Origin of the sequence: Pseudarthrobacter sp. TAF60_1 (assembly GCF_052113505.1) — a bacterium.
In the GTDB taxonomy this organism is placed as follows: domain Bacteria; phylum Actinomycetota; class Actinomycetes; order Actinomycetales; family Micrococcaceae; genus Arthrobacter.
Genome location: NZ_JBFRDI010000016.1, coordinates 46,986 through 69,051, shown reverse-complemented (window position 1 = coordinate 69,051; position 22,066 = coordinate 46,986). Strand labels below are relative to the sequence as shown.

20 protein-coding genes and 1 pseudogene are annotated in these 22,066 nt (G+C 65.1%); 15 read left to right on the top strand and 6 right to left on the bottom strand.

All coding sequences use genetic code 11. From position 1 onward, the window contains the following. The first annotated feature begins 33 nt into the window (after positions 1 to 33). The 3 genes from AB4Y73_RS16895 (at position 34) to AB4Y73_RS16885 (ending at position 4,214) form a co-directional block, all read left to right on the top strand. Complete coding sequence (locus tag AB4Y73_RS16895; RefSeq protein ID WP_441873145.1) at positions 34 to 588, top strand: hypothetical protein; 555 nt, start codon at positions 34 to 36, stop codon at positions 586 to 588. Continuing rightward, positions 585 to 3,467, top strand: coding sequence for an ATP-binding cassette domain-containing protein (locus AB4Y73_RS16890; protein WP_441873143.1), 2,883 nt, complete (start codon positions 585 to 587; stop codon positions 3,465 to 3,467). Before AB4Y73_RS16895 ends, AB4Y73_RS16890 begins: the two co-directional genes overlap by 4 nt. Before the next feature lie 96 nt (positions 3,468 to 3,563). After that, entirely contained in the window at positions 3,564 to 4,214 is a 651-nt protein-coding gene (locus AB4Y73_RS16885) for a nucleotidyltransferase domain-containing protein (protein ID WP_441873141.1), read from the top strand. A gap of 48 nt (positions 4,215 to 4,262) precedes the next feature. Here the strand turns inward: AB4Y73_RS16885 and AB4Y73_RS16880 are convergent, their stop codons facing one another. Beyond that, the gene (locus AB4Y73_RS16880; RefSeq protein ID WP_441873139.1) at positions 4,263 to 5,168 is read right to left on the bottom strand and encodes a LysR family transcriptional regulator; all 906 of its coding nucleotides are present in this window, start codon (positions 5,166 to 5,168) and stop codon (positions 4,263 to 4,265) included. A 144-nt stretch (positions 5,169 to 5,312) separates the two neighbouring features. On the opposite strand from AB4Y73_RS16880, the gene AB4Y73_RS16875 reads away from it, so the two are divergent. The 7 genes from AB4Y73_RS16875 to AB4Y73_RS16845 are packed head-to-tail and all read left to right on the top strand — an operon-like array spanning position 5,313 to position 11,933. Beyond that, the gene (locus AB4Y73_RS16875) at positions 5,313 to 6,341 is read left to right on the top strand and encodes an amidohydrolase family protein (RefSeq protein WP_441873137.1); all 1,029 of its coding nucleotides are present in this window, start codon (positions 5,313 to 5,315) and stop codon (positions 6,339 to 6,341) included. 12 nt (positions 6,342 to 6,353) lie between these two features. Next, a complete protein-coding gene (ligK, locus tag AB4Y73_RS16870; RefSeq protein WP_441873135.1) occupies positions 6,354 to 7,046 on the top strand; it encodes a 4-carboxy-4-hydroxy-2-oxoadipate aldolase/oxaloacetate decarboxylase in 693 nt (230 codons plus the stop codon). A gap of 2 nt (positions 7,047 to 7,048) precedes the next feature. Beyond that, positions 7,049 to 7,984 (top strand): amidohydrolase family protein, encoded by a 936-nt coding sequence (locus tag AB4Y73_RS16865; protein WP_441873133.1) that lies wholly within the window; start codon positions 7,049 to 7,051, stop codon positions 7,982 to 7,984. A gap of 1 nt (position 7,985) precedes the next feature. Beyond that, a complete protein-coding gene (locus AB4Y73_RS16860; RefSeq protein ID WP_441873131.1) occupies positions 7,986 to 9,287 on the top strand; it encodes a protocatechuate 4,5-dioxygenase subunit alpha/beta in 1,302 nt (433 codons plus the stop codon). A gap of 26 nt (positions 9,288 to 9,313) precedes the next feature. Next, the gene (locus tag AB4Y73_RS16855; protein WP_441873129.1) at positions 9,314 to 10,267 is read left to right on the top strand and encodes a Gfo/Idh/MocA family oxidoreductase; all 954 of its coding nucleotides are present in this window, start codon (positions 9,314 to 9,316) and stop codon (positions 10,265 to 10,267) included. Next, positions 10,264 to 11,238 carry an aldo/keto reductase gene (locus AB4Y73_RS16850; protein WP_441873127.1) on the top strand — a complete coding sequence of 325 codons (975 nt, stop codon included), beginning with the start codon at positions 10,264 to 10,266 and terminating at the stop codon, positions 11,236 to 11,238. Before AB4Y73_RS16855 ends, AB4Y73_RS16850 begins: the two co-directional genes overlap by 4 nt. Beyond that, positions 11,235 to 11,933 carry a substrate-binding domain-containing protein gene (locus tag AB4Y73_RS16845; protein WP_441873125.1) on the top strand — a complete coding sequence of 233 codons (699 nt, stop codon included), beginning with the start codon at positions 11,235 to 11,237 and terminating at the stop codon, positions 11,931 to 11,933. The genes AB4Y73_RS16850 and AB4Y73_RS16845 overlap by 4 nt, the downstream gene beginning before the upstream one ends. 69 nt (positions 11,934 to 12,002) lie before the next feature. On the opposite strand, the gene AB4Y73_RS16840 is transcribed toward AB4Y73_RS16845, so the two are convergent. The 4 genes from AB4Y73_RS16840 to AB4Y73_RS16825 form a co-directional block, all read right to left on the bottom strand. Beyond that, complete coding sequence (locus AB4Y73_RS16840) at positions 12,003 to 12,992, bottom strand: PfkB family carbohydrate kinase (protein ID WP_441873124.1); 990 nt, start codon at positions 12,990 to 12,992, stop codon at positions 12,003 to 12,005. A gap of 103 nt (positions 12,993 to 13,095) precedes the next feature. Further along, positions 13,096 to 13,890 carry an ATP-binding cassette domain-containing protein gene (locus AB4Y73_RS16835; RefSeq protein ID WP_441873122.1) on the bottom strand — a complete coding sequence of 265 codons (795 nt, stop codon included), beginning with the start codon at positions 13,888 to 13,890 and terminating at the stop codon, positions 13,096 to 13,098. Continuing rightward, on the bottom strand, positions 13,887 to 14,933 hold the full coding sequence (locus AB4Y73_RS16830) for an ABC transporter permease (RefSeq protein WP_441873120.1): 1,047 nt from the start codon (positions 14,931 to 14,933) through the stop codon (positions 13,887 to 13,889). The genes AB4Y73_RS16835 and AB4Y73_RS16830 overlap by 4 nt, the downstream gene beginning before the upstream one ends. Before the next feature lie 113 nt (positions 14,934 to 15,046). Next, on the bottom strand, positions 15,047 to 16,165 hold the full coding sequence (locus tag AB4Y73_RS16825) for a substrate-binding domain-containing protein (protein ID WP_441873118.1): 1,119 nt from the start codon (positions 16,163 to 16,165) through the stop codon (positions 15,047 to 15,049). A gap of 165 nt (positions 16,166 to 16,330) precedes the next feature. On the opposite strand from AB4Y73_RS16825, the gene AB4Y73_RS16820 reads away from it, so the two are divergent. The 3 genes from AB4Y73_RS16820 (at position 16,331) to AB4Y73_RS16810 (ending at position 20,554) form a co-directional block, all read left to right on the top strand. Then, positions 16,331 to 17,329: a LacI family DNA-binding transcriptional regulator gene (locus AB4Y73_RS16820; protein WP_441873254.1), complete on the top strand. Its 999-nt coding sequence runs from the start codon at positions 16,331 to 16,333 to the stop codon at positions 17,327 to 17,329. Between the two features lie 52 nt (positions 17,330 to 17,381). Beyond that, complete coding sequence (locus AB4Y73_RS16815) at positions 17,382 to 17,675, top strand: putative quinol monooxygenase (protein WP_441873116.1); 294 nt, start codon at positions 17,382 to 17,384, stop codon at positions 17,673 to 17,675. A 257-nt stretch (positions 17,676 to 17,932) separates the two neighbouring features. Then, positions 17,933 to 20,554 (top strand): GH32 C-terminal domain-containing protein, encoded by a 2,622-nt coding sequence (locus tag AB4Y73_RS16810; RefSeq protein ID WP_441873114.1) that lies wholly within the window; start codon positions 17,933 to 17,935, stop codon positions 20,552 to 20,554. Positions 20,555 to 20,657: 103 nt separating this feature from the next. Here AB4Y73_RS16810 and AB4Y73_RS16805 read toward each other — a convergent pair. Next, a pseudogene (locus AB4Y73_RS16805) lies at positions 20,658 to 21,173 on the bottom strand (vitamin B12 dependent-methionine synthase activation domain-containing protein); the annotation flags it as partial. A gap of 57 nt (positions 21,174 to 21,230) precedes the next feature. Here AB4Y73_RS16805 and AB4Y73_RS16800 point away from each other — a divergent pair. Both AB4Y73_RS16800 and AB4Y73_RS16795 read left to right on the top strand, forming a co-directional pair. Beyond that, complete coding sequence (locus tag AB4Y73_RS16800) at positions 21,231 to 21,470, top strand: ATP-binding cassette domain-containing protein (protein ID WP_441873112.1); 240 nt, start codon at positions 21,231 to 21,233, stop codon at positions 21,468 to 21,470. Next, positions 21,467 to 21,658 carry a hypothetical protein gene (locus tag AB4Y73_RS16795; RefSeq protein WP_441873110.1) on the top strand — a complete coding sequence of 64 codons (192 nt, stop codon included), beginning with the start codon at positions 21,467 to 21,469 and terminating at the stop codon, positions 21,656 to 21,658. The genes AB4Y73_RS16800 and AB4Y73_RS16795 overlap by 4 nt, the downstream gene beginning before the upstream one ends. The last annotated feature ends 408 nt before the right edge of the window (positions 21,659 to 22,066 follow it).

Here is a 22,066-nt window from a genome sequence, read left to right as displayed (position 1 = left end):
GCATCCGGATCAGCAACGCCCTACCCTTGACAGGTGACTTTGACTACGATCCGCACCGCCGCCGCGAGCTCCCTCGCCGCCGCCGGTCTCCTGCTTACCCTCGCCGCCTGTTCTACGCCGGCCGCCACCCAGCAAACCCCCTCGGCAACGCCATCCCCCGCAACCGCTGCAGCCAGCGCCGCCGAGCCCTGCCCCGGTGTGAAGGTCATCATTGAGTCGGGCTCCCTCAAGCAGTCCGCCGCTGATAAGTCCGTTTGCGTGCCCGTGGATGCGCCGACTGCCGCGTCCAAGGTGCTCGACGAGGCCAAGGTGAAGACCGAGGGCACCACGCAGTACCCCACCGAACTCGTGTGCCGTGTCAACGGTGTGCCCGCGGCGGACTTCGACATCACCCACAAGGGCGGCACGTACCGGGAAGACTGCAGCAAGATGCCCGCCGCTTTTGCCTACTGGTCACTCTGGACCAAGCCCGCCTCCGGTGATTGGGCCTACGCCCAGGAAGGCCTCGCCACCCTGCAGGTAAGCCCGGGACAGAGCCTGGAACTACTCTTCCAGGTCGACGGCGAACCGGCCGCCCCCGCGGCATGACCTTCCGACCCGCGCCGTTACGCGCCGCGGCGGCTCTCGCCGTCGTCTTCGTCGCGGCGCGGGTCATCTACCGCGTCCTTTTCAACGGGGCGGGCCTTGGCGAACCGGTTTTGCTCGATCTCCCGGCGATGCGGCTGCCTGCCCCGTATGCCCATGTGGTGTTCCTTGGCCCGGTCACGGCGCCTGGGCTCTGGGCCGCGGTCCTCTCCGCCCTGCCGATTGCCGGGATGTTCCTTGCTTTCGGCCTGCTGAACGCCTGGATGGACGTGGCCCGCGGCTTTGTGTACCTGGCCCGCCGCGGCCCTATGCAGGGCGTGGCCCGGACGCTGGTGGTGGCGTGGGCGGCGCTTCCGGCGCTTGCCGACGCCGTGACCTCCGTGCGCCTTGCGTTCCGTTTGCGGAGCGAAAAGTTTGGACCCCGCGCCCTGGTGCCCGTGCTCGAGCGCACCCTTGAGCACGCCAGCCGGGTTGCCGCGGCCCTTGAACTGCGCGGTTTCGGGAGCCGGGCCGCACAGCAACCCGGCGGCAGCTTCGAAGCACCGGTCCTCGTTCGGGACGCACAACTCCGCATCGGAGAGGCTCAGGTGCGCATCTCGGAATTTGAGCCCGCAAGCGGGACTATCACGGTCATTACCGGGCCGACTGGATCCGGGAAGTCCACCATCCTGCGAGGCATCGCCGGCCTCCTCTCCCACGTCGACGGCGGCGAAGTTTCCGGCACGCTGCGCGTCAGCGGAGCGGACCGAGCCGCCACACCGCCGCGCGATACCGCCCGCCTCATCGGCGTCGTCCTGCAGAATCCCCGCGCCGCCTTCGCCACCACCAGGGTCCGGGACGAAATCGGCCTCGCCCTGGAGCTACGCGGCATGCAATCCGCTGCTGCCAAGGCACGAGTGCTGGAAGTCGCCGAGAGGATCGGAGTATCGGCGCTACTGGACCGGAATATCAGCACTCTTTCGGCCGGTGAGGCAACGCTCGTAGCCATCGCCGCCGCCGTCGTGGATCAGCCGGCCCTGCTCCTGGTCGACGAGCCCCTGGCCGACCTCGATACCGCAGCCCGCGGACACGTCATCGCCGTGCTCAGCACCCTCGCCCGAGGTGCCGGCGTCTGCGTCATCGTGGCGGAGCACCGGGCGGAAGCCCTCGTGCCCGTGGCCGACTCGTGGTGGACCATCGACGACGGCGCCCTGATGCCGGGTGCCGCGCCCTCACCGCCTTCGCCTCCTGCCGCTGTCCGTCCGACGGCGACACAACCGGCGGACAGCGTGTCCGTCCTGACTGCCACGAACCTCGCGGTGCACCGCAAGGGCAAGCCGCTGGTGCGCGACGCATCCCTGACGCTGCACCGCGGTGAAGTGGCGGCTCTGGTGGGACCGAACGGGGCCGGGAAGTCGTCCCTCCTGGTGGCGCTCGCGCTCGGTGAAGGAACGCGTGGTGAAGGAACGGTCGACGGCGACGTGGTCGACGGCGGCCGCATCGCCTTGGTGCCGGACGCCTCGGACGACCTCTTCACGAGGGACACCGTTGCAGGAGAGCTCCGCGCGGCCGAGCGGCGTCAGGCGCGCGCTGCGCGTAAGTCAGGCCGGGGCCGCACAGGCAGTGATGAGGCTCCTCCACGCTCTGCGGAGTCACACCTGGCCCGTTTGCGGGGGGACGTCATCATGCCCATCGGGCACGAGCATCCCCGGGACCTCTCGGCAGGCGAGCGCAGGATCCTCGCCATCGCGCTGCAGACCATGGACAATCCCCAAGTCCTGCTGATCGACGAGCCCACCCGCGGGCTCGATCCTGCGGCACGCACAGCAGTCTCGGCGGCGCTGCGTGCCGCGGCGGACGCCGGTGCGGCGGTCCTCATCGCCACCCACGACCACGACTTTGCCCACAACCTCGGTGCCCGGATCCTCCCGATGCGTGACGGCGTCGCGCCCGCTTCTCCGGTAACCGAAGCACCCGAACCGCCCCTCGCGGCTCCGCGGCCAGCGGGTGCCGGAGCGAGGCCCCGGGTCGTCGAACAAACAGACACCCAGGGCGCCGAAACACAGCACCGGCTCCACATGCCACGGGGCGCCGAGCTCGCCATCCTCGCGGCCGCAAACCTGCTGGCCCTCGCAGCGTTCTGCTGGCCGCTGCTCGCCGCGGCCCTCCCGACGGATGCCGCCGCGGCCCTCCCCTACGCGGCGCTGGCCATTGCGCCGCTCGCCGTCGTGGCCATCGTGGTGTCCATGGACGGCTCGGTGCGCTCCGCGCACACGGTGGCGTTGCTCGGTGTCCTCGCCGCGGTAGGTTCTGCGGTGCGGGTGGCGAGCACCGGCGTCGGGGGCGTTGAAGCTGTTTTTATCCTGCTGATCCTGGCCGGCCGGGCGTTCGGTGCCCGTTTCGGCATGCTGCTAGGCGCCGCCACGATCGCCCTCTCAAGTGCTCTGTGGGGCGGTACCGGGCCGTGGACGCCGTTCCAGATTTTCGCCTGTGCGTGGGTGGGCGCCGGGGCCGGCCTGCTCCCCCGGCGGGTGCGCGGCCGGGCGGAACTGTGGATGCTGTGCGGCTACGGCGCCGTGGCGTCCTACCTGTTCGGCCTGCTGACCAACCTATGGTTCTGGCCCTTCGCGGTGGGCGCGGGCACCGGCATCTCCTACGTGCCCGGTGCGCCGCTGGGCACCAACCTCTCCAGCTTCCTGCTGTACTCGCTGGTGACGTCGACGGCGGGCTGGGACACCCTGCGTGCCGTCACCACGATCATCGGAATCGTTGTGGTGGGGCGTGCCATACTCGTCGCGCTCCGGCGGGCGAAGCCGGTCTCCAGTGCGGGCGGAAGCCCGGGCGGGCAGGCCGCACGGGCCCAACCCGCCCAAGACAGCGACCGGCTTCAACTCAGGGTCTGAGGACACCGAGGGGAAACCCGGCCAGAAATTTGCACCCGGAATTGATGAAGATGCGCATTTCGACAAACCACCGCCGCCCGCGGGTAGCCTTGAGCCATGGCCTCATCCACACCCACCCTCGCGACGCAGTGGGAACCTCTGCCCCTGCGAGTCGTGGAAGATCTGCTCGGGCCGTCATCGGCGCGTTGGTGGTTGTCCGGAGGGGTGGCGCTCGACCACTGGCTCGGCACTAACACTCGCGAGCATCACAATATCGATGTCAGCACAACGATCGCCGACCTGCCTCAAGTGGTGCAGGCCTTGCCGGCGCCGTTTAGCGCGTGGGCTCCGTCAGGCGACGGCGTTGTCCCTTGGGCAGAGGCTGATATGGATGCCGATCTGCAGCCGATCCGTATCCATGATGACGCAAAGGGCGCATGGGTACTGCAGATCGACGTCGAGGACGGCACGGATAGCGCCTGGGTTTATCGACGAGATCCCCGACTGCAACTGCCGTGGGATCGTGCAGTGATCGACGTCGACGGTATTCCGACCGGGGCGCCCGAGGTGCAGCTGGTTTGGAAGGCGCTGCGTCCCCGTCCAGAGGACGACGCTGACAAGGATGCGGTTCTGCCGAAGCTCTCAAACGAAGCCCGCGCCTGGTGGGAACACGCGATTCTGACGATCCACCCGCACTCGTCATGGTCGATCCATGTGCGTAGCCCATTCGCTCCGGGTAAGGCCAGTTGGAACAGGACGAAACGCTAGCCTCCGCGAGGCCTGTCCGATTTTGAGCCGCTCCGCAGACGCTGATGACTACAACTTGTATTCATCCGCCGCAACCGCTTCAAGCACCAGCGAGCGGAACCATCGCTGCGCCTGCGAGAGGCTGGCCTCGCGCCGCGTGTACAACTCCACCGGTGTGCTCTGCGCGGGCCAGGGCAGTTCGGCGATGCGAAGGCGGGGGAACCAGCCGCAGAACACCCCCGCGACATGGCGAGGCAGCAGGACGACCAAATCCGTCGCCTCCAGCACGGCGGGCACGGTGCCGTATTCCTCCATGGTCAGCACCACCTGGGACATCAAGTCGTGTTCGGTCAGCGCCTGCACAGGATAGACGTGCCCGCCACGGGCGGACACACGCACAAAGCGCCTCCCCTCGAACATGCCAGGCCCGGTCGGGGGCAGCGGATGCGACCCGGACGACAGAGCCACGTATTCGACCGAACGCACGTGCGTCCTCCACAGCCGCGGTGTTGCGATCCTCGACACGGTAAGTGCCAGATCGATGGTGCCGCGGATCAGCGCGCTCTCGACCTCGTCCGAATCGAGCCGTTCTACCTGTATTCGCGGATCGGCGCCCACCCGCCCGAGGGCGGTCATGATCGGTGGGAGGAACGTCTGCTCGCCGATCGAGGTGAGTCCGAGGACGAGTTCGCCGCTGAATCCGGTCGGTTCGAACACGTCCGATCCCATGACGGTCGCGTCTATTTGTGCCAAGGCGTTGTGTAGGGGCCCGAACAGCTGCGTCGCCTTCGCGGTCGGCACCATGTCGTTCCCTTCGCGACGGAACAGCTCGTCGCCGAACCGCTCCCTGAGCCGCTTCAGGGAATGGCTGACCGTGGGCTGTGTCACGTGTAGGCGCCTGGCGGCGCCAGTGACGCTGCGCAGCTCATAGAGCGTAACGAATGTCCGGAGCTGGTTGAGGTCGGTGAACGTCATGCCATAGATCCTATCTATGGGTTCTTCTTTGCATATCTATTGGACCACAGTGACAAACACCCCTAAAGTCAGTTTGGGGCAGCACTGATCCAACGAGTGCAGCTACTCGCACCGCTTACACTTAGTGACAAGGACGACACTCGCGTGATTATCGACATCCACGGCCACTACACAACAGCTCCAACACAGCTCGGAGCCTGGCGTGATCTGCAGATCGCATTCACTGAAGGACGTGCGGACGCTCCTGACCCTGCCACCCTGCGCATCAGCGATGACGACATCCGTGAGACCATCGAGGCCAACCAGCTCAAGCTCATGAACGAGCGCGGCAGCGACGTCACCGTATTCAGCCCTCGCGCCTCGTTCATGGCGCACCACATCGGAGACCTCGCTGTGAGCGAGACCTGGGCCCGGATCTGCAACGACCTGTGCGCCCGCGTCAGCGAGCTCTACCCCGACCGCTTCCTCGTGGGGGCGATGCTCCCTCAGTCCCCCGGTGCGGATCCCGCGACGAGCGTTGCCGAGCTTTCTCGCGCCGTCGAGGAACTCGGCGCCGTCACCGTGAACCTCAACCCGGACCCGTCCGGCGGCAACTGGACGTCCCCGCCGCTGACCGACCGCTCGTGGTACCCGATATACGAGAAACTCGTCGAATACGAGATCCCGGCGATGGTGCATGTCAGCACGTCGTGCAACCCGGCCTTCCACACGACCGGAGCGCACTACCTCAACGCCGACACCACAGCGTTTATGCAACTTCTCCAGGGCGACTTGTTCCGCGACTTCCCCGAGTTGAAGCTCGTAATCCCTCACGGCGGCGGCGCCGTTCCCTACCACTGGGGACGCTTCCGTGGGCTCGCAATGGCGCTGGGCAAGCCCGAAATCGAGGAGCACCTGCTGAACAACGTGTTCTTTGACACCTGCGTGTACCACCAGCCGGGCATCGACCTTCTCACCAAGGTCGTCCCGACCGAGAACATCCTTTTCGCGAGCGAGATGATCGGCGCCGTGCGCGACGTCGACCCGCGCAGCGGACACTACTTCGACGACACCAAGCGCTACGTCGACGCCACCCCGAACCTGAACGACGCGCAGCGCGCGCAGGTGTTCGAAGCCAACGCCCGCCGCGTCTACCCACGGCTTGACCGCGCCCTTACTGCGCGCGAGCTCTGAGAGGACCATCAAATGCGACTGAACAGCCTCGGCATCGTCCGCACCAACATCGAACGTCCGGATCCCGCGGACGTCAAACGGCTTTCGCAGTTCGGCGTCGCCACCATCCACGAGGCGATGGGGCGAGTCGGGCTCCTGCGCCCCTACATCAGGCCGGCCTACACTGGCGCTAAGCTCTGTGGCCCGGCCGTGACGGTACTGCTGCAGCCCGGTGACAACTGGATGTTCCACGTCGCCGCCGAGCAGGTACAGGAAGGCGATGTGATCGTCGCCGGCTGCACCACCGAAAGCGAGGACGGCTTCTTCGGTGAACTGCTCGCCACCTCGCTCACCGCGCGCGGCTGCAAGGGCCTCGTCATCGACGGCGGCGTGCGCGACGTCGCCGACCTCGAGAAGCTGGGCTTCCCGGTCTTCTCTCGCGCGATCAACTCGAAGGGCACGGTCAAGGCCACCCTCGGATCGGTGAACATCCCCGTAGTCGTCGCGAACGCCGTGGTGAACCCTGGCGACGTGGTCGTGGCCGACGTCGACGGCGTCGTGGTTGTCCCGCGCGAGCTTGTCGGAGCGGTGGCAGACGCCAGCCAGAAGCGCGAGGATAACGAGGAAGCCAAACGCGTGAAGTTCCGCGAGGGCGTGCTAGGGCTCGACATCTACAACATGCGAGAGCCGCTCGCCGCCGCCGGCCTCGAGTACGTGGAGAAGTGACCATGGCGCACGGAGACACCACAGGAGGCTTCGAGAAGTCCGCTGGCTGGCTCGACTGGTACGACGGCCCCACCAAGCCCACGTTCCGCCTGCCGGCCGGCGCGGTGGACGCGCACTGCCACGTGTTCGGGCCCGGGGAGCAGTTCCCGTACGCCCCCGAGCGGAAGTACACCCCTTGCGATGCCTCGGCGGAGCAACTCTTCGCGCTGCGCGACCAACTCGGCTTCGAGCGCAACGTGATCGTGCAGGCCACCTGCCACGGTGCCGACAACCGCGCCCTCGTCGACGCGCTGCAGCGCAGCGGCGGCCGCGCCCGCGGCGTCGCCACGGTCCGCCGCGACGTGACCGATGGGGAGCTCGCCGAGTTGCACGCTGCCGGCGTGCGGGGCGTGCGCTTCAACTTCGTCAAGCGCCTCGTCGACCGGGTGCCCACCGACTCGCTCGAGGAGATCGTCGCGAAGATCGCGCCGCTCGGCTGGCACGTGGTCATCTACTTCGAAGCCGAGGACCTGCCGGAGCTCTACGACTTCTTCTCCGCGATCCCGGCCGACGTCGTCGTCGACCATATGGGCCGACCCGACGTGAGCAAGGACCCGGACGGCCCTGAGTTCGCACTGTTCCTGCGCTTCATGCGCGAGAACACCAATGTGTGGACCAAGGTCTCCTGCCCAGAGCGCCTGTCCGTCACCGGACCGCGCGCTCTCGACGGCGAACAGCACGCCTACACCGACGTGGTGCCGTTCGCCCGACGCGTGGTCGAGGAGTTCCCCGACCGCGTGCTGTGGGGAACCGACTGGCCCCACCCCAACCTCAAGGACCACATGCCCGACGACGGGCTGCTGGTCGACTACATCCCGCAGATCGCGACGACGTCCGAGCTCCAGCAGAAGCTGCTCGTGGACAACCCGCGCCGCCTCTACTGGCCCGAAGGAGCATGACATGACACTCGACAAACCGTACAAGGACGTACCCGGCACCATCATCTTCGACGCGGAGATGGCCCGCAAGGGATACCACCTCAACCAGTTCTCGATGTCGCTGATGAAGCCCCAGAACCGCGAACGCTACCTCGCCGACCGCGAGGCCTATCTCGACGAGTGGCCGCTGAGCCCCGCCCAGCGCCAGGCCGTGCTGGACATGGACCTGAACGCGATGATGGCCGAGGGCGGCAACATCTACTTCCTCAGCAAGATCGGCGCCACGCACGGCCTGAGCTTCCAGCAGATGGCCGGCTCCATGACCGGCATGAGCGAGGCAGCCTACCGCGACATGATGATCGGCGGCGGACGCCGCCCCGAGGGCGTGCGGCTGAAGGATCTCGACGGGTGGACCCCTCCCGCGCCGACCGAGAAGTCCGAGGTCATGCGCCCCGACGCGCCGGCAAAGTACACTTCTGCGTTGTTCACCTCGCACGTGCCTGCGATCGGCGCGGCGATGGATCACGGCAAGACCGAAGAGCCGTACTGGAAGAAGGTCTTTGACGGCTACGAGTGGACCCGCAAGTGGGCCAAAGAGAATACGCCCGACGTCGTCATCCTCGTCTACAACGACCACGCGACGGCCTTCGACTCCTCGATCATCCCGACCTTTGTACTCGGCACCGGCGCGGAGTACCCGGTCGCGGACGAGGGCTATGGCCCCCGCCCTGTGCCCGACGTCAAAGGCTATCCCGAGCTGGCCGCACACATCGCCCAGTCCGTGATCCAGGATGACTTCGACCTCACGCTCGTCAACGAGATGGTCGTGGACCACGGCCTCACGGTGCCGCTGTCGCTCGTGTACGGCGATGTCGAGGAATGGCCCGTCAAGGTCATCCCCCTCGCCGTAAACGTTGTGCAGTACCCGGTGCCGTCCGGACGTCGCTGCTACGAACTCGGGCGTGCGCTCCGCCGCGCCCTCGACAAGTGGGACGGTGAGCCGCTCAACGTACAGATCTGGGGCACCGGCGGCATGAGCCATCAGCTGCAGGGTCCGCGCGCCGGCCTCATCAATGAGGAGTGGGACAACGCGTTCCTCGACCACCTCATCGCCGACCCCGTGGGCCTGACAGAGTGGGATCACATGGAGTACGTCGATGAGGCGGGCTCCGAGGGCATCGAGCTCGTCGACTGGCTCATCGCGCGCGGCGCGATGGATGATCAGTTCCGAGGCGAGAGCCCCGAGGTGAACCACCGCTTTTACCACGTGCCGGCGTCGAACACTGCTGTCGGGCACCTCGTCATCTCGAACCCGAGCGCCTGATCCGTCACCTACCTGAGGAGAAACGAATGACCGACCAGATCCGCGTCGCGGTCGTCGGCGCTAACGGCGCCTTCGGCATGAAGCATCTTGACGCCCTGACGAACATTGAGGACGCCGAGGTGACAGTGGTCTCCGCCACCTCGCAGGAAAAGGCGGACGGTGTCGCCTCGAAGTACGGCGTCGCCAACGCCGTCGTCGGGCTGGACGCCGTGCTCGAGCGCGACGACGTTGATGCCGTCATCCTCGCCACGCCCACGGGTCTGCACGCCTCGCAGACACAGGCGGTCCTCAAGGCCGGCAAGCACGTGCAGGTCGAGATCCCGCTCGCCGACTCGCTCGCCGACGCCGAGGCGACGCTCGCCGCGGCCGAGGCGTCCGACCGCGTCGCCATGGTGGGCCACACGAGGCGGTTCAACCCCTCCCACCAGCTCGTGCACAACCGGATCGCCGAGGGCTCGTTCAACGTGCAGCAAATGGACGTGCAGACGTACTTTTTCCGCCGCACCAACACGAACGCGAAGGGCGAGGCCCGGTCCTGGACCGACCACCTGCTGTGGCATCATGCCGCGCATACTGTTGACTTGTTCGCCTACCAGGCCGGCAAGATCGTACAGGCGAACGCGATCCAGGGCCCGATCAACCCCGAACTCGGCATCGCGATGGACATGTCAATCCAGCTCAAGAGCGAGTCGGGCGCGATCTGTACCCTGTCCCTCTCGTTCAACAACAACGGGCCGTTCGGCACGTTCTTCCGCTACATCGGCGACACCGAGACGTACGTCGCGCGCTACGACGACCTCTTCAACGGCCGCGACGAGCAGATCGACGTCTCGAAGGTGGCCGTGAGCATGAACGGCATCGAGCTGCAGGACCGCGAGTTCGTCAGCGCGATCCGCGAGGGGCGGGAGCCGAACTCGTCGCTCCGCCAGGTCATCGACTGCTACCGCGTGCTCGGAGCGCTGGAGGAGCAGCTCGCGTGAACCTCCCCCAGATCGGCCTCGGCTGCATGTCCCTGAGCCACGCCTATGGCGTGCCCCCAAGCGCCGAGGACGGTCTGGCGTTCCTGCGCGCGGCGCTCGACGACGGCGTGCAGCTGCTCGACACGGCGACCCTGTACGGCGGCGGCCGCAATGAGGAGCTGGTCGGCCGGGCGATCGCGGGGCGCCGCGACGAGGTGTTCCTGGCGAGCAAGTGCGGGATGGCGTCCGTCGACGGCGTGAAAGTCATCGACGGACGCCCCGAGACCCTCCGGGCGCAAGTCGATGCCTCGCTCGGGCGCCTCGGCGTCGACCACATCGACCTGTACTACCTTCACCGCTGGGACAAGAAGGTGCCGATCGGCGATAGCGTCGGCGCGCTGGCCGAGATGGTCGCCGCGGGCAAGATCGGCGCAATCGGCCTGTCCGAGGTGTCGGTCGCGCGACTGCGCGAGGCGCAGGCAGTCACCCCGATCGCGGCCGTGCAGAATGAGTACTCGCTGTGGAGTCGCAATGCCGAGCTTGGCATGCTCGACGCCACCCGCGAGGACGGCGTGACACTGGTTGCGTTTTCGCCGGTCGCAAGGGGTTTCCTCGCCGACGCGATCGAGGACCCAGGTAAGTTGGCCCCAAACGACATCCGCCGCAGCATGCCGCGCTTCCAGCCCGAGCACTGGGGTACGAATGCGACGCTGCTGGCCTCTTGGCGTGAGCTGGCTACGGAGGCCGGTTGCACCCCGGCACAGCTCGCGCTGGCGTGGCTGCTCTCCCGCGGAGATCATGTTCTCCCGATCCCGGGAACAACGAGCGTCGCGCACCTGCGTGAGAATATGGCGGCGGCCGACATCACCGTCGACGGCGCGCTGCTGACGCGGGCCGGTGAGCTGATTGGCACGGCCACCATCTCTGGCGCGCGATATGCGCCAGCATCTGCTGCCGAAGTAGACGCCGAGACTTTCGAGGATGCCGCGTGAGGGCGATCTCGTCGATGGCCACCCGCCACGTTCTCGCCGACCTCGCTGAAGCTGCCGCCGCCGCGGGGCTACCGCTTTTGCAGATCGAATCCGTAGGCGGAGTGGACGCCGCCCAGCGGGTTACCGCCGGCGAGCCGTTCGACCTTGTGTTCCTCGCCGAGGACGCTCTCCAACGCCTCGCTGCCGAGGGGCACGTGGATCCGGCATCCATCGCCCCGATCGTACTGTCGGAGGTCGCCGTAGGCGTGCCCGCAAGCACCGCCGATGCAGCCACATATTCCGAAGGCACGGCCTTCGCGAATGCGGACGAGCTTCGCGGCGCCCTGCGCGCGGCACGCCGCATCGGATATTCCACCGGACCGAGCGGCACCGAGCTATTGCGAATGATCGAACACTGGGGCATGACCGCTGAGGTCGGCGACCGGCTTGTGCAGGCCCGTCCAGGCGTGCCCGTGGCGCGCCTGCTCGCCGAGGGAGAGGTCGATCTCGGCCTGCAGCAGCTCAGCGAACTGGTCGGGCAGCCCGGCGTGCGCATCCTCGGCGTTCTCCCGGCCGACTGCGCGATCAGCACGGTCTTCGCCGGTGCTGTCGCGACATCATCCAACAACGCGGCCCGTGCTGCGGAGGTGTTGGGCTTCTTCCGCTCGGACCTCGCGGCATCGATCAAGTCGTCGCACAGTTTTCGCTCGCCCTGAGGCCCTACCGTGACGGATTAACTGATACGGGTCCTGCAGACGTTTAGACCGATGCGAGGCGCGAATGTTTCAGCCCGCGGCCTGCACCTTCGGCACGTCCCCAACACTCATCTCGGACCATGGGCTACTGGTTTCAGCTGCGGCGTTTAGTTCCTCAAGGGTCGGTGGGTTTGCTCCTGGACGTTGTACAGTGATGGCCGCGGCTGCGGCTGCGAGGTGTCCCAGCTGCTCCAGGACGGCCGGGGCGAAGCCTTCGGTTCCTCGGGTGAGGAAGCCCAGGATGAGGGCGGACATGTAGGAGTCCCCCGCGCCGATGGTGTCTGCAACTGTGGTTTTCACGGCTGGGATCCGGATGTTGGCGGCGGCGGAGGTGAACTGTGAACCTTCGGCGCCCTTGGTTATGACGGTCAACCGGGTGCCCAGTCCGAGGATGTGCGCCGCGGTTTCGTCCAGGCTATTCCCGGGGTACAGCCACTGGGCGTCCTCATCGCTGAGTTTGACTACGTCCGTGAGGGCCACGAGGTCCTCGAAAATGGCTTTAGCTTCCGCGTGGCTGCCGAGCAGGGCGGGCCGGATGTTGGGGTCATAGGTGATCATGCAGTGCCGGTGGGCCTGTTCGAGCAGTGCTTTGACGGCGCTGGCGCCTGGGCTGAGGAAGGTGGCAATGGATCCGGTGTGCAATATTTTGGGGAAGTAGGCAGGGGCTGTAGGAGCCAGGTCCCAGGAGATATCGAAGTCGTATCTGGCGGAGCCGTCCGGTGCAAGGGTTGCTGTTGCTGATGCCGTACGGGTGAGGGACTTTGAGCCGGGCAAAAGTACGACCCCTGCGCTGTGGAGGTGGTTTTCGATGGCGATCCCCCGGGCGTCCGGGGCGATGGCCGTGAGCAGACCTGTGGCCACGCCCAGGCGGCCAAGTCCGTAGGCGACGTTGGCGGGCGAGCCGCCAGGGTGTTCCACCCGTCCGTGCGAGGTTGTGACCACGTCGATCAGCGCTTCGCCTACGACCATGACGTCAAGGGTCTGATGAGGGTCATGCCGGGCTGTTGTGAGGTAATCCATGGTCTGTCTCTCGTGGGGATCTGATGTTGTGGGGCTGTTCAAGGGACGTCAGTCCGCGGACCCGTGACCCGGTTCCGCGGACTGACCTAGGGATGGCAGGTGTTCAGGCGGTGGCTGCACCGGTCATGATCGCGACGGCGTCAGTCATGTTGTGTGATTGCGGCGTGATGGTGGCCGCGCATTTGCCGAGGCGCTGGATGTGGATGCGGTCTGCCACGTCAAAAACGTGTGGCATGTTGTGGCTGATCAAGATGACGGGCAACCCCCGGTCCCGGAGGTCCCTGACCAGTTGTAGTACCTGGTTGGATTCCCTGACGCCAAGTGCCGCCGTCGGCTCATCCAGCACCACTACCTTGGAGCCGAAGGCTGCTGCGCGTGCCACGGCCACGGCCTGACGCTGGCCGCCGGAGAGGTTCTCCACCGGGACGGTGACGTCCTGGAGCGTAGAGATGCCCAGCCTGGTCAGCTCGTCCTTTGCCTTGCGGCGCATGCCCTTGGTGTCCAGGACCCGGAAGATGCTGCCAAGAGGTCCGGCCACGCGTTCCTCCCTGCCCAGGAACAGGTTGGATGCCACATCCAGCGCGGGCGAGACCGCCAGGTTCTGGTACACGGTCTCGATGCCATGGGTCCGGGCATCCTGCGGTCGCTTGAAGTGCACGGGCTGGCCTGAAACGAAGAGCTCCCCGGAGTCCGGTACTTCCGCTCCGGTGAGGCATTTGATCAGGGTTGATTTTCCGGCGCCGTTGTCGCCGATAATTGCCAGGACTTCGCCCGGGTACAGGTCAAGGCTGACGCCGTCCAGGCCTACGACGCGGCCGAAGGTCTTGACGAGGTTCCTGGCTTTCAGGATGGGCTCGCGGGTGGCGGCGTGGGGGGCTGCTGATTCTGTCATGGTCATGACTTGACCTTTCGGATCCACTGGTCGACGGACACAGCGAGGATGATCAGGACGCCGACGGCGAGGGTCTGGTACAGGACGTCCAGCCCGGCGAGGGAGAGTCCGTTGCGGAAGACGCCGACGATCAGGGCGCCCAGGAGGGTTCCCCAGACGGAGCCGCGGCCGCCGAAGAGGCTGGTGCCGCCGATGACGACGGCGGTGATGGAATCCAGGTTCAGGTCCACGCCAGCGTTGGGGCTCGCGGCGTTGGTGCGGCCGATCTGGATCCATGCGCCAACGGCGAGTACGGCGCCGGCTGCCAGGTAGACACTCATGAGGACACGGTTTACGGCTATGCCGGCCAGGCGGGCCGCTTCCTTGTCATCGCCCACTGCGTACACGTGCCGGCCCCACGCGGTTTTGCCGAGGATGAAGGCGACTGCAATGTAGAGAAGGAGCATCATGATCACGCCGGTCGAGATCCTGACCGGGCCAAGCGGGAAGGTGCTCCCGGTCCAGGTCATCAGGGCCGGCATCGCCGATCCGCGCACAGTTGCTCCATTGGAGTAGAGCAGAGTCAGGGCGATGAAGATGTTCAGCGTGCCCAAGGTGACGATGAACGGCGGGAGGCGGAATCGGGTCACCAGGAACCCGTTCAGCGCTCCGGCCGCGAGCCCGACAACCAGGCCCGCAAGCAGCGCCACAGGTGCCGGTACTCCGTTGTTGACGGCCAGCTGAGCCATGACCATCGACGACAGGATCATCACGGCGCCGACGGAAAGGTCGATGCCCGCCGTGAGGATAATGAGCGTCTGGGCGATGGCCAGGGTGCCGACGACGGCGACCTGCTGGGTAATAAGTGACAGGTTCTCAACCCGCAGGAACCTGTCGTTGAGGAGGCTGAACACGACCACCGCGATGAGAAGCACCAGGGCCGGGCTGACGGCCGGGTAACGGTGGAGGATATTGCGCATCCGGCTAAGCGGTGTCTGGCGGTCAAGGAATTCCTCCGCCAGGTCGGCATGCCCGGCGTTGGGCGGGCCTGCGGTTTGCTGTTGTGTCACGGTAAGTCCTGATCTTTGATGATTGTTGCTGGGGCGCAGCTGGCTGGGTAGTGGGGGTGCGGGAAGGCCCACTGAGGCTTCGGGCCTCCCCGCAAATCCTGTGAAGCGTGGGGTTACTTTCCCCAGCAAATGTCGGAGGCCGCGGTGGTGGTGATGCTCTTGACGCCGTCGACCGGCTTGTCGGTGACGAGCTCAACGCCGGTGTTGTAGAAGTCCAGGCCTGGCGAGTTCTCGGGCTTCTTACCCGACTTGGCCAGATCCACAATGGCCTTCACTCCAAGCTCCGCCATTTTGACGGGGTACTGCTGGGCCGTGGCACCGATGACGCCGGCCTTGACGTTATTCACGCCCGAGCAGCCGCCATCAATCGAAACCACGAGCACGTCCTTTTCCTTGCCGGCGGATTTCAGGGCCTCGTAGGCGCCGGCTGCGGCGGGTTCATTGATGGTGTAGACCACGTTGATGTTGGGGTTCTTGGACAGCAGGGTTTCCATGGCGGTCCTGCCGCCGTCTTCGTTACCCTCGGTCGCCTGGCTGCCGACGATCTCGTAGTCGCCGCCCTTGCCGCCGGTGTACTTGCCGGTCTTGGCCTCGTCACCGTTCTTCTTCTTGTCCGCGGTGTCGATGCCGAGTCCGGTCAGGAAGCCCTGGTCCCTGTTGTAGTCCACGGAGACAACTTTGTCGTTGAAGAGGTCCAGCAGCGCGATGGTGGCCTTCTTACCGCCAAGCTGGCTCGCAGTCCACTTGCCGATCAGCTGGCCGGCGGCGAAGTTGTCCGTCGCAAAGGTGATGTCGGCGGCGTCTGCCGGGTCCGGCGGGGTGTCCAGGGCGATGACGAACAGCCCCGCGTCCTTGGCCTTCTTCAGGGCGTCAACGACAGAGGGGCCGTTGGGGGTGATCAGGATGCCCTTGTCACCCTTGGAAATGGCGTTTTCGATCGCCTGGATTTGTGTGTCTTCGTCACCGTCGGCCTTGCCGGCTGCCAGCTTCAGGTCAACCCCGTCTTTTTCGGCGGCTTTCTTTGCACCGTCCTGCATGGAAACGAAGAACGGGTTGGTGGTGGTCTTCACGATCAGGGAGACGCCGACCTTCTCATCAGCGGAGCCTCCGCTGGCTGAGGGGCTACTGGAGCTGCCGCCGCAGGCGGAAAGACTGACCGCTCCCAGCGTCAGGACCGCTCCTGCCGCGAACAGGCGGGTGGCCATTGAACGAGGTGCTTTGGAACTCAACATTGAATCTCCTGGTGTTTGAGGCCCTAGCTGGCCTCGACAACGATGTCATAACGAGGTAAGCAGGATCACACGCTAGAGTCAATAGGAAAAGAACGAGAAGGAGCGACTTTCTTGACAACGATGTCCGATCGTTACCAACCACCTCTGTCCCCGACGCGACCCACCATGCGCCACGTCGCGGCACTCGCGGGTGTCGGAATCAAAACCGTTTCACGCGTGATCAACGACGAAGCCGGGGTGTCTGAGGCCACCCGGCAAAAGGTGCTCGATGCCATCGCGCAGCTCAACTACCAGCTGGACGTCACAGCCGGCAGTCTCCGGCGGGCGGGCAGAAGGACGCTCTCGGTTGGCCTCCTGCTGCCCAGCGTCTCCAACCCATTCAGCGGCGAGATACACCGGGCCATGGAGGATGCTCTTGGCGCCCGGGGAATAGCCGTTTTCGCCGCCAGCCTCGACGACGACCCTAAACGGGAGCAGGCCATCATCGCAGCTTTCCTGGGCAGGCGGGTCGACGGCCTTGTCCTGACACCGATCGCTAAAAACCAGGCGTACATGATTCCGGAGCACTCCAGAAACCTGCCACTGGTCTTTATTGACCGGGAGCCGGTAGGGGTTGAGGCTGATGCTGTGGTCACCGACAACGCAGTGGGCGCGGGCAAAGCGGCCGCACATCTGCTGATGCACGGACACACCAAATTGGCCTACCTGGGTGACCGGACAGACATCCAAACCGCACGGGAGCGCCGGCGGGGCTTCCTCGAGGAGGTCGGTGGGGCAGGAATTCCCACCTCCGCGCTGCCCGTCATCGACAATCTTCATGATGAGGAAGCAGCGAGGCGGGCAGCCCTGGAACTGTTGAGATCCGAGGATCCTCCGACGGCAATCTTCTCCAGCCAGAACCTCGTCACCTTCGGAACGATGCGCGCGCTGAAGGAGCTCGGCGTACACAAGCGTGTGGCACTTGTCGGTTTTGACGACTTTACGCTTGCCGACATGATGGACCCCGGGGTTACCGTCATCGCTCAACACCCCGAGCGAATTGGCGTCAAGTCGGCCGAACGGCTTCTGGCCAGAATCGACGGCGACGATCAACTTCCGCGGACCTACATTGTCCCGTCCGAGCTCATCCAAAGGGGCTCCGGCGAAATCCGTCCGCCGGCATAACTCCCTTCCCCATAAAAACTAAACCTCTGCAAAACCAACCAAGAGAGAGATCATGACCAAAACCTTGTATGCCGAGTTCACCGTCAAAGCCGGCAGTGAGGCCCGCGTTGCCGAAATGATGGTCGAATTGACCCGGCACGTCCGGAACGAACCAGGCAACGAACTGTTTCTTCCCTACACCCGCGAAGAGAATCCGCGGGAATACTTCGTCTTCGAGGTCTACCGGGATGAAGCCGCGTTCCAGGCGCACATCACCGCCGACTATGGAGCCAGGTTCAACGAGGAATTGGCCCGTCACATCGAAGGTGACGCCTCGGAGCTGACCTGGCTCAACCCGGTCCTATAGCCCCGCTGCAAACAGCGGCCATACGGTAGGCGCCACCAGGCTTTTCCCTCAAGGGCCGCCCATCCATACGCCTCAGCCCCCGTCCTGCGGACGCGGGGCCAGTCGTCGTTCCCGTGCCCAGCACTGTAAACAGACTCAGGAAATCGGTTACAAAATGACCGTTGACTTGTCCAATAGACATCTCTTAGAGTCCATCGCATTGATTGACAACGTTGTCTACTTGCTAGACACGCGCGATGAAGGGCGACACAAGCAACATGAAACAATCCACGACGCGGAGCACGCGCAGCGTCTCTGCACTGACACTGGCCAGCCTCTCGCTCGCCGCTGCATTGGCTGGTGCCATGCCCGCGTCCGCCGCCGAAACCGGGGATGAGCTGCACCGGCCGGCTATCCATTACACGCCCGAAAAGAACTGGATGAACGACCCCAACGGGCTCGTATTCCACAAGGGCGTCTACCACATGTACTACCAGCACAACCCCTCCGGGAACACCTGGGGGAACATGTCCTGGGGCCACGCCACGTCCAAGGACCTCGTCCACTGGGAAGAGCAGCCGCTGGCCATCTCCACCGATGCCCAGGAAGATGTCTTCTCCGGCAGCGTCGTCGTGGACAAAAACAACACGTCCGGACTGGGCACCCCGGAAAACCCGCCCCTGATCGCGATCTACACCAGTGCCTACAAGGAAGCGTCCCCGCACCGCGGCCTGCAGGCCCAGTCCCTGGCCTACAGCCTGGACGACGGCCAGACATGGACTAAGTACGACGGCAATCCTGTCCTGAACCGGAACTCAGCCAACTTCCGCGACCCGAAGGTTTTCTGGTACGACAACCCGGCCGGCGGAGGCTATTGGGTCATGACGGCGGTGGAAGCCCAGGAACACAAGGTTGTCCTCTACAAGTCCGCCAACCTCAAAGACTGGACCGCACTTAGCGAATTCGGACCCGCCAACGCCACAGGCGGACAGTGGGAATGCCCCGACCTCTTCCCCCTGGCCGTGGACGGTGACACCAACAACATCAAGTGGGTGATGGTCGTCAACATCAACCCGGGCGGTGTCGCCGGAGGGTCCGGGGGCCAGTATTTCGTAGGTAACTTCGATGGCACGACCTTCACCTCTGAAACCACCAAACCCGCCACGACCATGCCGGCGGGCAAGCCCCTTGCCGGATTCAACGACGGCACCTACAACGGCTGGAGGGTAAACAACGAACCGGGCAACTGGAAGAATGGCCCCTTCGGCGCCGCCCCAGCGACCGGTTCGCTGCCCGGTCAGAGCCCCGTGACCGGATTCAGCGGCAGCGGACTAATCAACTCTTTCAATGATGGGGACTGGCCCCTCGGATCCATGCAGTCACCCACATTCAGCGTGACCGACGACTACTTGAACTTCCTCGTAGGGGGAGGCAAGCACCCCCATGTCTCCGACAAGCTGGACAATAATCCACCCGCGGGAGAGCTCAAGTTTGACGGCTTCGAGGTTCCCGCGGGGACGACGCTGGCTGATGCGGGCTGGACCGGGACGGGAGACCTGACCCCCAATTTCCAGCCGGCCACGAGCGGTGGGGACTATTACATTGGTGCCAAACGGATCAACACGTTTGAAACCGGTACGGTACCCGGTGATGACCGCCAGGGGACCCTGACATCACCCGAATTCCCCATCACGAAGAATTTCATGAGCATGTTGGTCGGAGGCGGCAACCGCTCCGCCGATTCCGGACAGACCCTGGCCGTCCAGCTGCTCATTAATGGCAACGTGGTCCGCTCCCTGGCCGGCGACAATTCAGGGTTGCTCAACTGGAAAGGATGGGACGTCTCCGAATTCGCCGGGCAAAACGCCCAGCTGCGTATCGTTGACCAAGCTACCGGCGGGTGGGGGCACCTGACCCTTGACCACGTCATGCTCACCGACACCGCCGCTATTCCCAGGTCCGATGAAGAAACGGTGAACCTGGTAGTCAACGGGAAGGTGGTCCGTACGGCCACCGGCAACGACAGTGAAACCCTGGACTGGGCGTCCTGGAATGTGAAGGAATTCGTTGGCCAGCAGGCGCAAATCAAGGTTGTCGACAACAACCGGTTCGGCTGGGGGCACATACTCGCTGATGAATTCACAGCAAGCCCCGCCCCAGCGACGTCCCGGCTGGAGTCCTATGACTGGCTGGATTACGGACGGGACTACTACGCCGCTGTATCCTTCGGCAACATGCCTGATGACAAGCGGATCATGCTGGGCTGGATGAACAACTGGGACTACGCCAACAACATCCCAACCAGCCCCTGGCGCAGCGCCATGGCCCTTCCCCGCGAAGTGAAACTCACCCAAACCCCCGACGGCCCCCGCCTCACCCAAAGCGCCGTGAAGCAAGTGGAAAAACTGGGAGGGAAAGTCAGCTACAACGACAAGAAGGGCGGCCCGATTTCCGCAGGCACGCACCCGCTGCCTGCACAGTCGGCAGGCCAGGTGCAGCAGGTGGACATCACCTTCGCCCCCGGTACCGCAACAAAATCCGGCATCACCGTCCTTGGCGACGGACAGTCGTCCACCGTCATCGGCTACGACGCCACGACGGGGAAGATGTTCGTTGACCGCACTAAGTCCGGAAACACAACCTTCCACCCGGCCTTCGCCTCCGTCGAAGACGCCGCCGTCACGCTGGACAAGAACGGCAGCGTCACCATGCGGATCTACCTCGACCGCTCCTCCGTGGAGGTGTTCGCCCAGAACGGCCTGAAGACCATCACCGACCAGGTGTTCCCCAACCCGGGAGCCGACAAGATGGCCCTCTTCGCCGAAGGCGGGACAGCTCAGCTCAAATCACTCACCGTGACACCGCTGGAAAAGGCAATGTTCCTCTCCGGAAAGAAATAACACACCCACGATATGACCAGCTCACCCTGCGAGCTGGAGCTGAAGGGACTAAGTCCGTCACCGGGCTCAGTCCCTTCAGCTTTTCTTTGCGCCGCATTGCGACTCACACCTTGAAGTACTTCGCCTCCGGGTGGTGGAACACGAACGCGTCTGTGGACTGTTCGGGGTGCAGCATGAGCTCGTCACTCAGGACAACGCCCATCCGCTCGGGCTTCAACAGCTCGGTCACCTTGCGGCGGTCCTCCATGTCCGGGCACGCGGGGTAGCCGAGCGAGAACCGCGCACCGCGGTAGTCGAGCTTGAAGTACCCGGCCGTGTCCTTCGGCTCTTCGGCGGCGAAACCCAGCTCAGTACGGATGCGGGCATGCCAGAACTCCGCCAGCGCCTCGGTGAGCTGCATGACCAGGCCGTTGAGCTCGTAATAGTCGCGGTAGTGGTTCCCGGCGAACAGCTTGGACGTGAACTCGTCGATCTTGGAGCCCGCGGTGACCAGCTGCACCGGCAGCACGTCGATCTGGCCTGACTCGCGCGAGCGCACGAAGTCGGCGAGGCAAAGGTGCCGGTCCCGGCGCTGGCGCGGGAAGTTGAACCGCAGCCGGTCGGTGCCGATCGGGCCGCCCAGGACCACGCCTGATACCGCGGCGCCCCGCCTTGCCCGGTGGCGGGCGGCGTCCGGATGCCGGTCGGGCAGGAGCATCCGCGGGACCTTTCCGCCGGGGAGCGCAGGATTCTCGCCATCGCACTGCAGACCGCGGACGCGCCTGAGGTGCTCCTGATGGATGAGCCCACCCGCGGGCTCGATCCGGCGGCGCGCACGCCTCCCCGACATCCCGGCTGCGACGAAACCCGGCCGCGTCCGCGCCCGGCGCACCCCTGGGCACCAACCTCTCCAGCTTCCTGCTCTACTCGCTGGTGACGTCGACGGTGGGCTGGGACACCCTACGCGCCGTCACCACCATGATCGGCATCCTGGCGGTTGGGCGGGCCATCCTTGTCGCGCTCCGCCGGGTGAAGCCGGTCACCGGCGGGACGTTCGGCGCCAGCGGGCACGCCGCGCAGGCCCCCTCCGCCCAGGACAGCGACAGGCTTGAACTCAGGGTCTGAGGACACTTCGGGGAAACCAGCCCAAACGCTGCCCCGACACTCGAGGCGCTACTCGCGGACTTAAGTGGCGGATGGTTTTCTCATACCCCGTTTGCGGCCCGAGGCACCCCTCGAACGATGGATCCAGCACTGCCTGCCTCGGACTCAGCAACGGCGCTACGGCTGGATGTCCCATGGTGAGGGGTTTCCTCGTGCCACCAGCCTTCCCAAGCGCTGGATGTTATGTGGCCGGTGGGAAAATGCTGGCAGGGCAATGCTGGTGACGGGACCCGGGCCGGCACGTGTCCGGAGTTCGGGAGGAGCAGGGTTTTCCAAAGATGCATTTTGCGGCCTTCCATGCTTCGGTTGAACGTCGTTGTTCGATGGATTGCCGTTGATTTGTCTGGTTCTCGGATTTCTTGTCTGGAT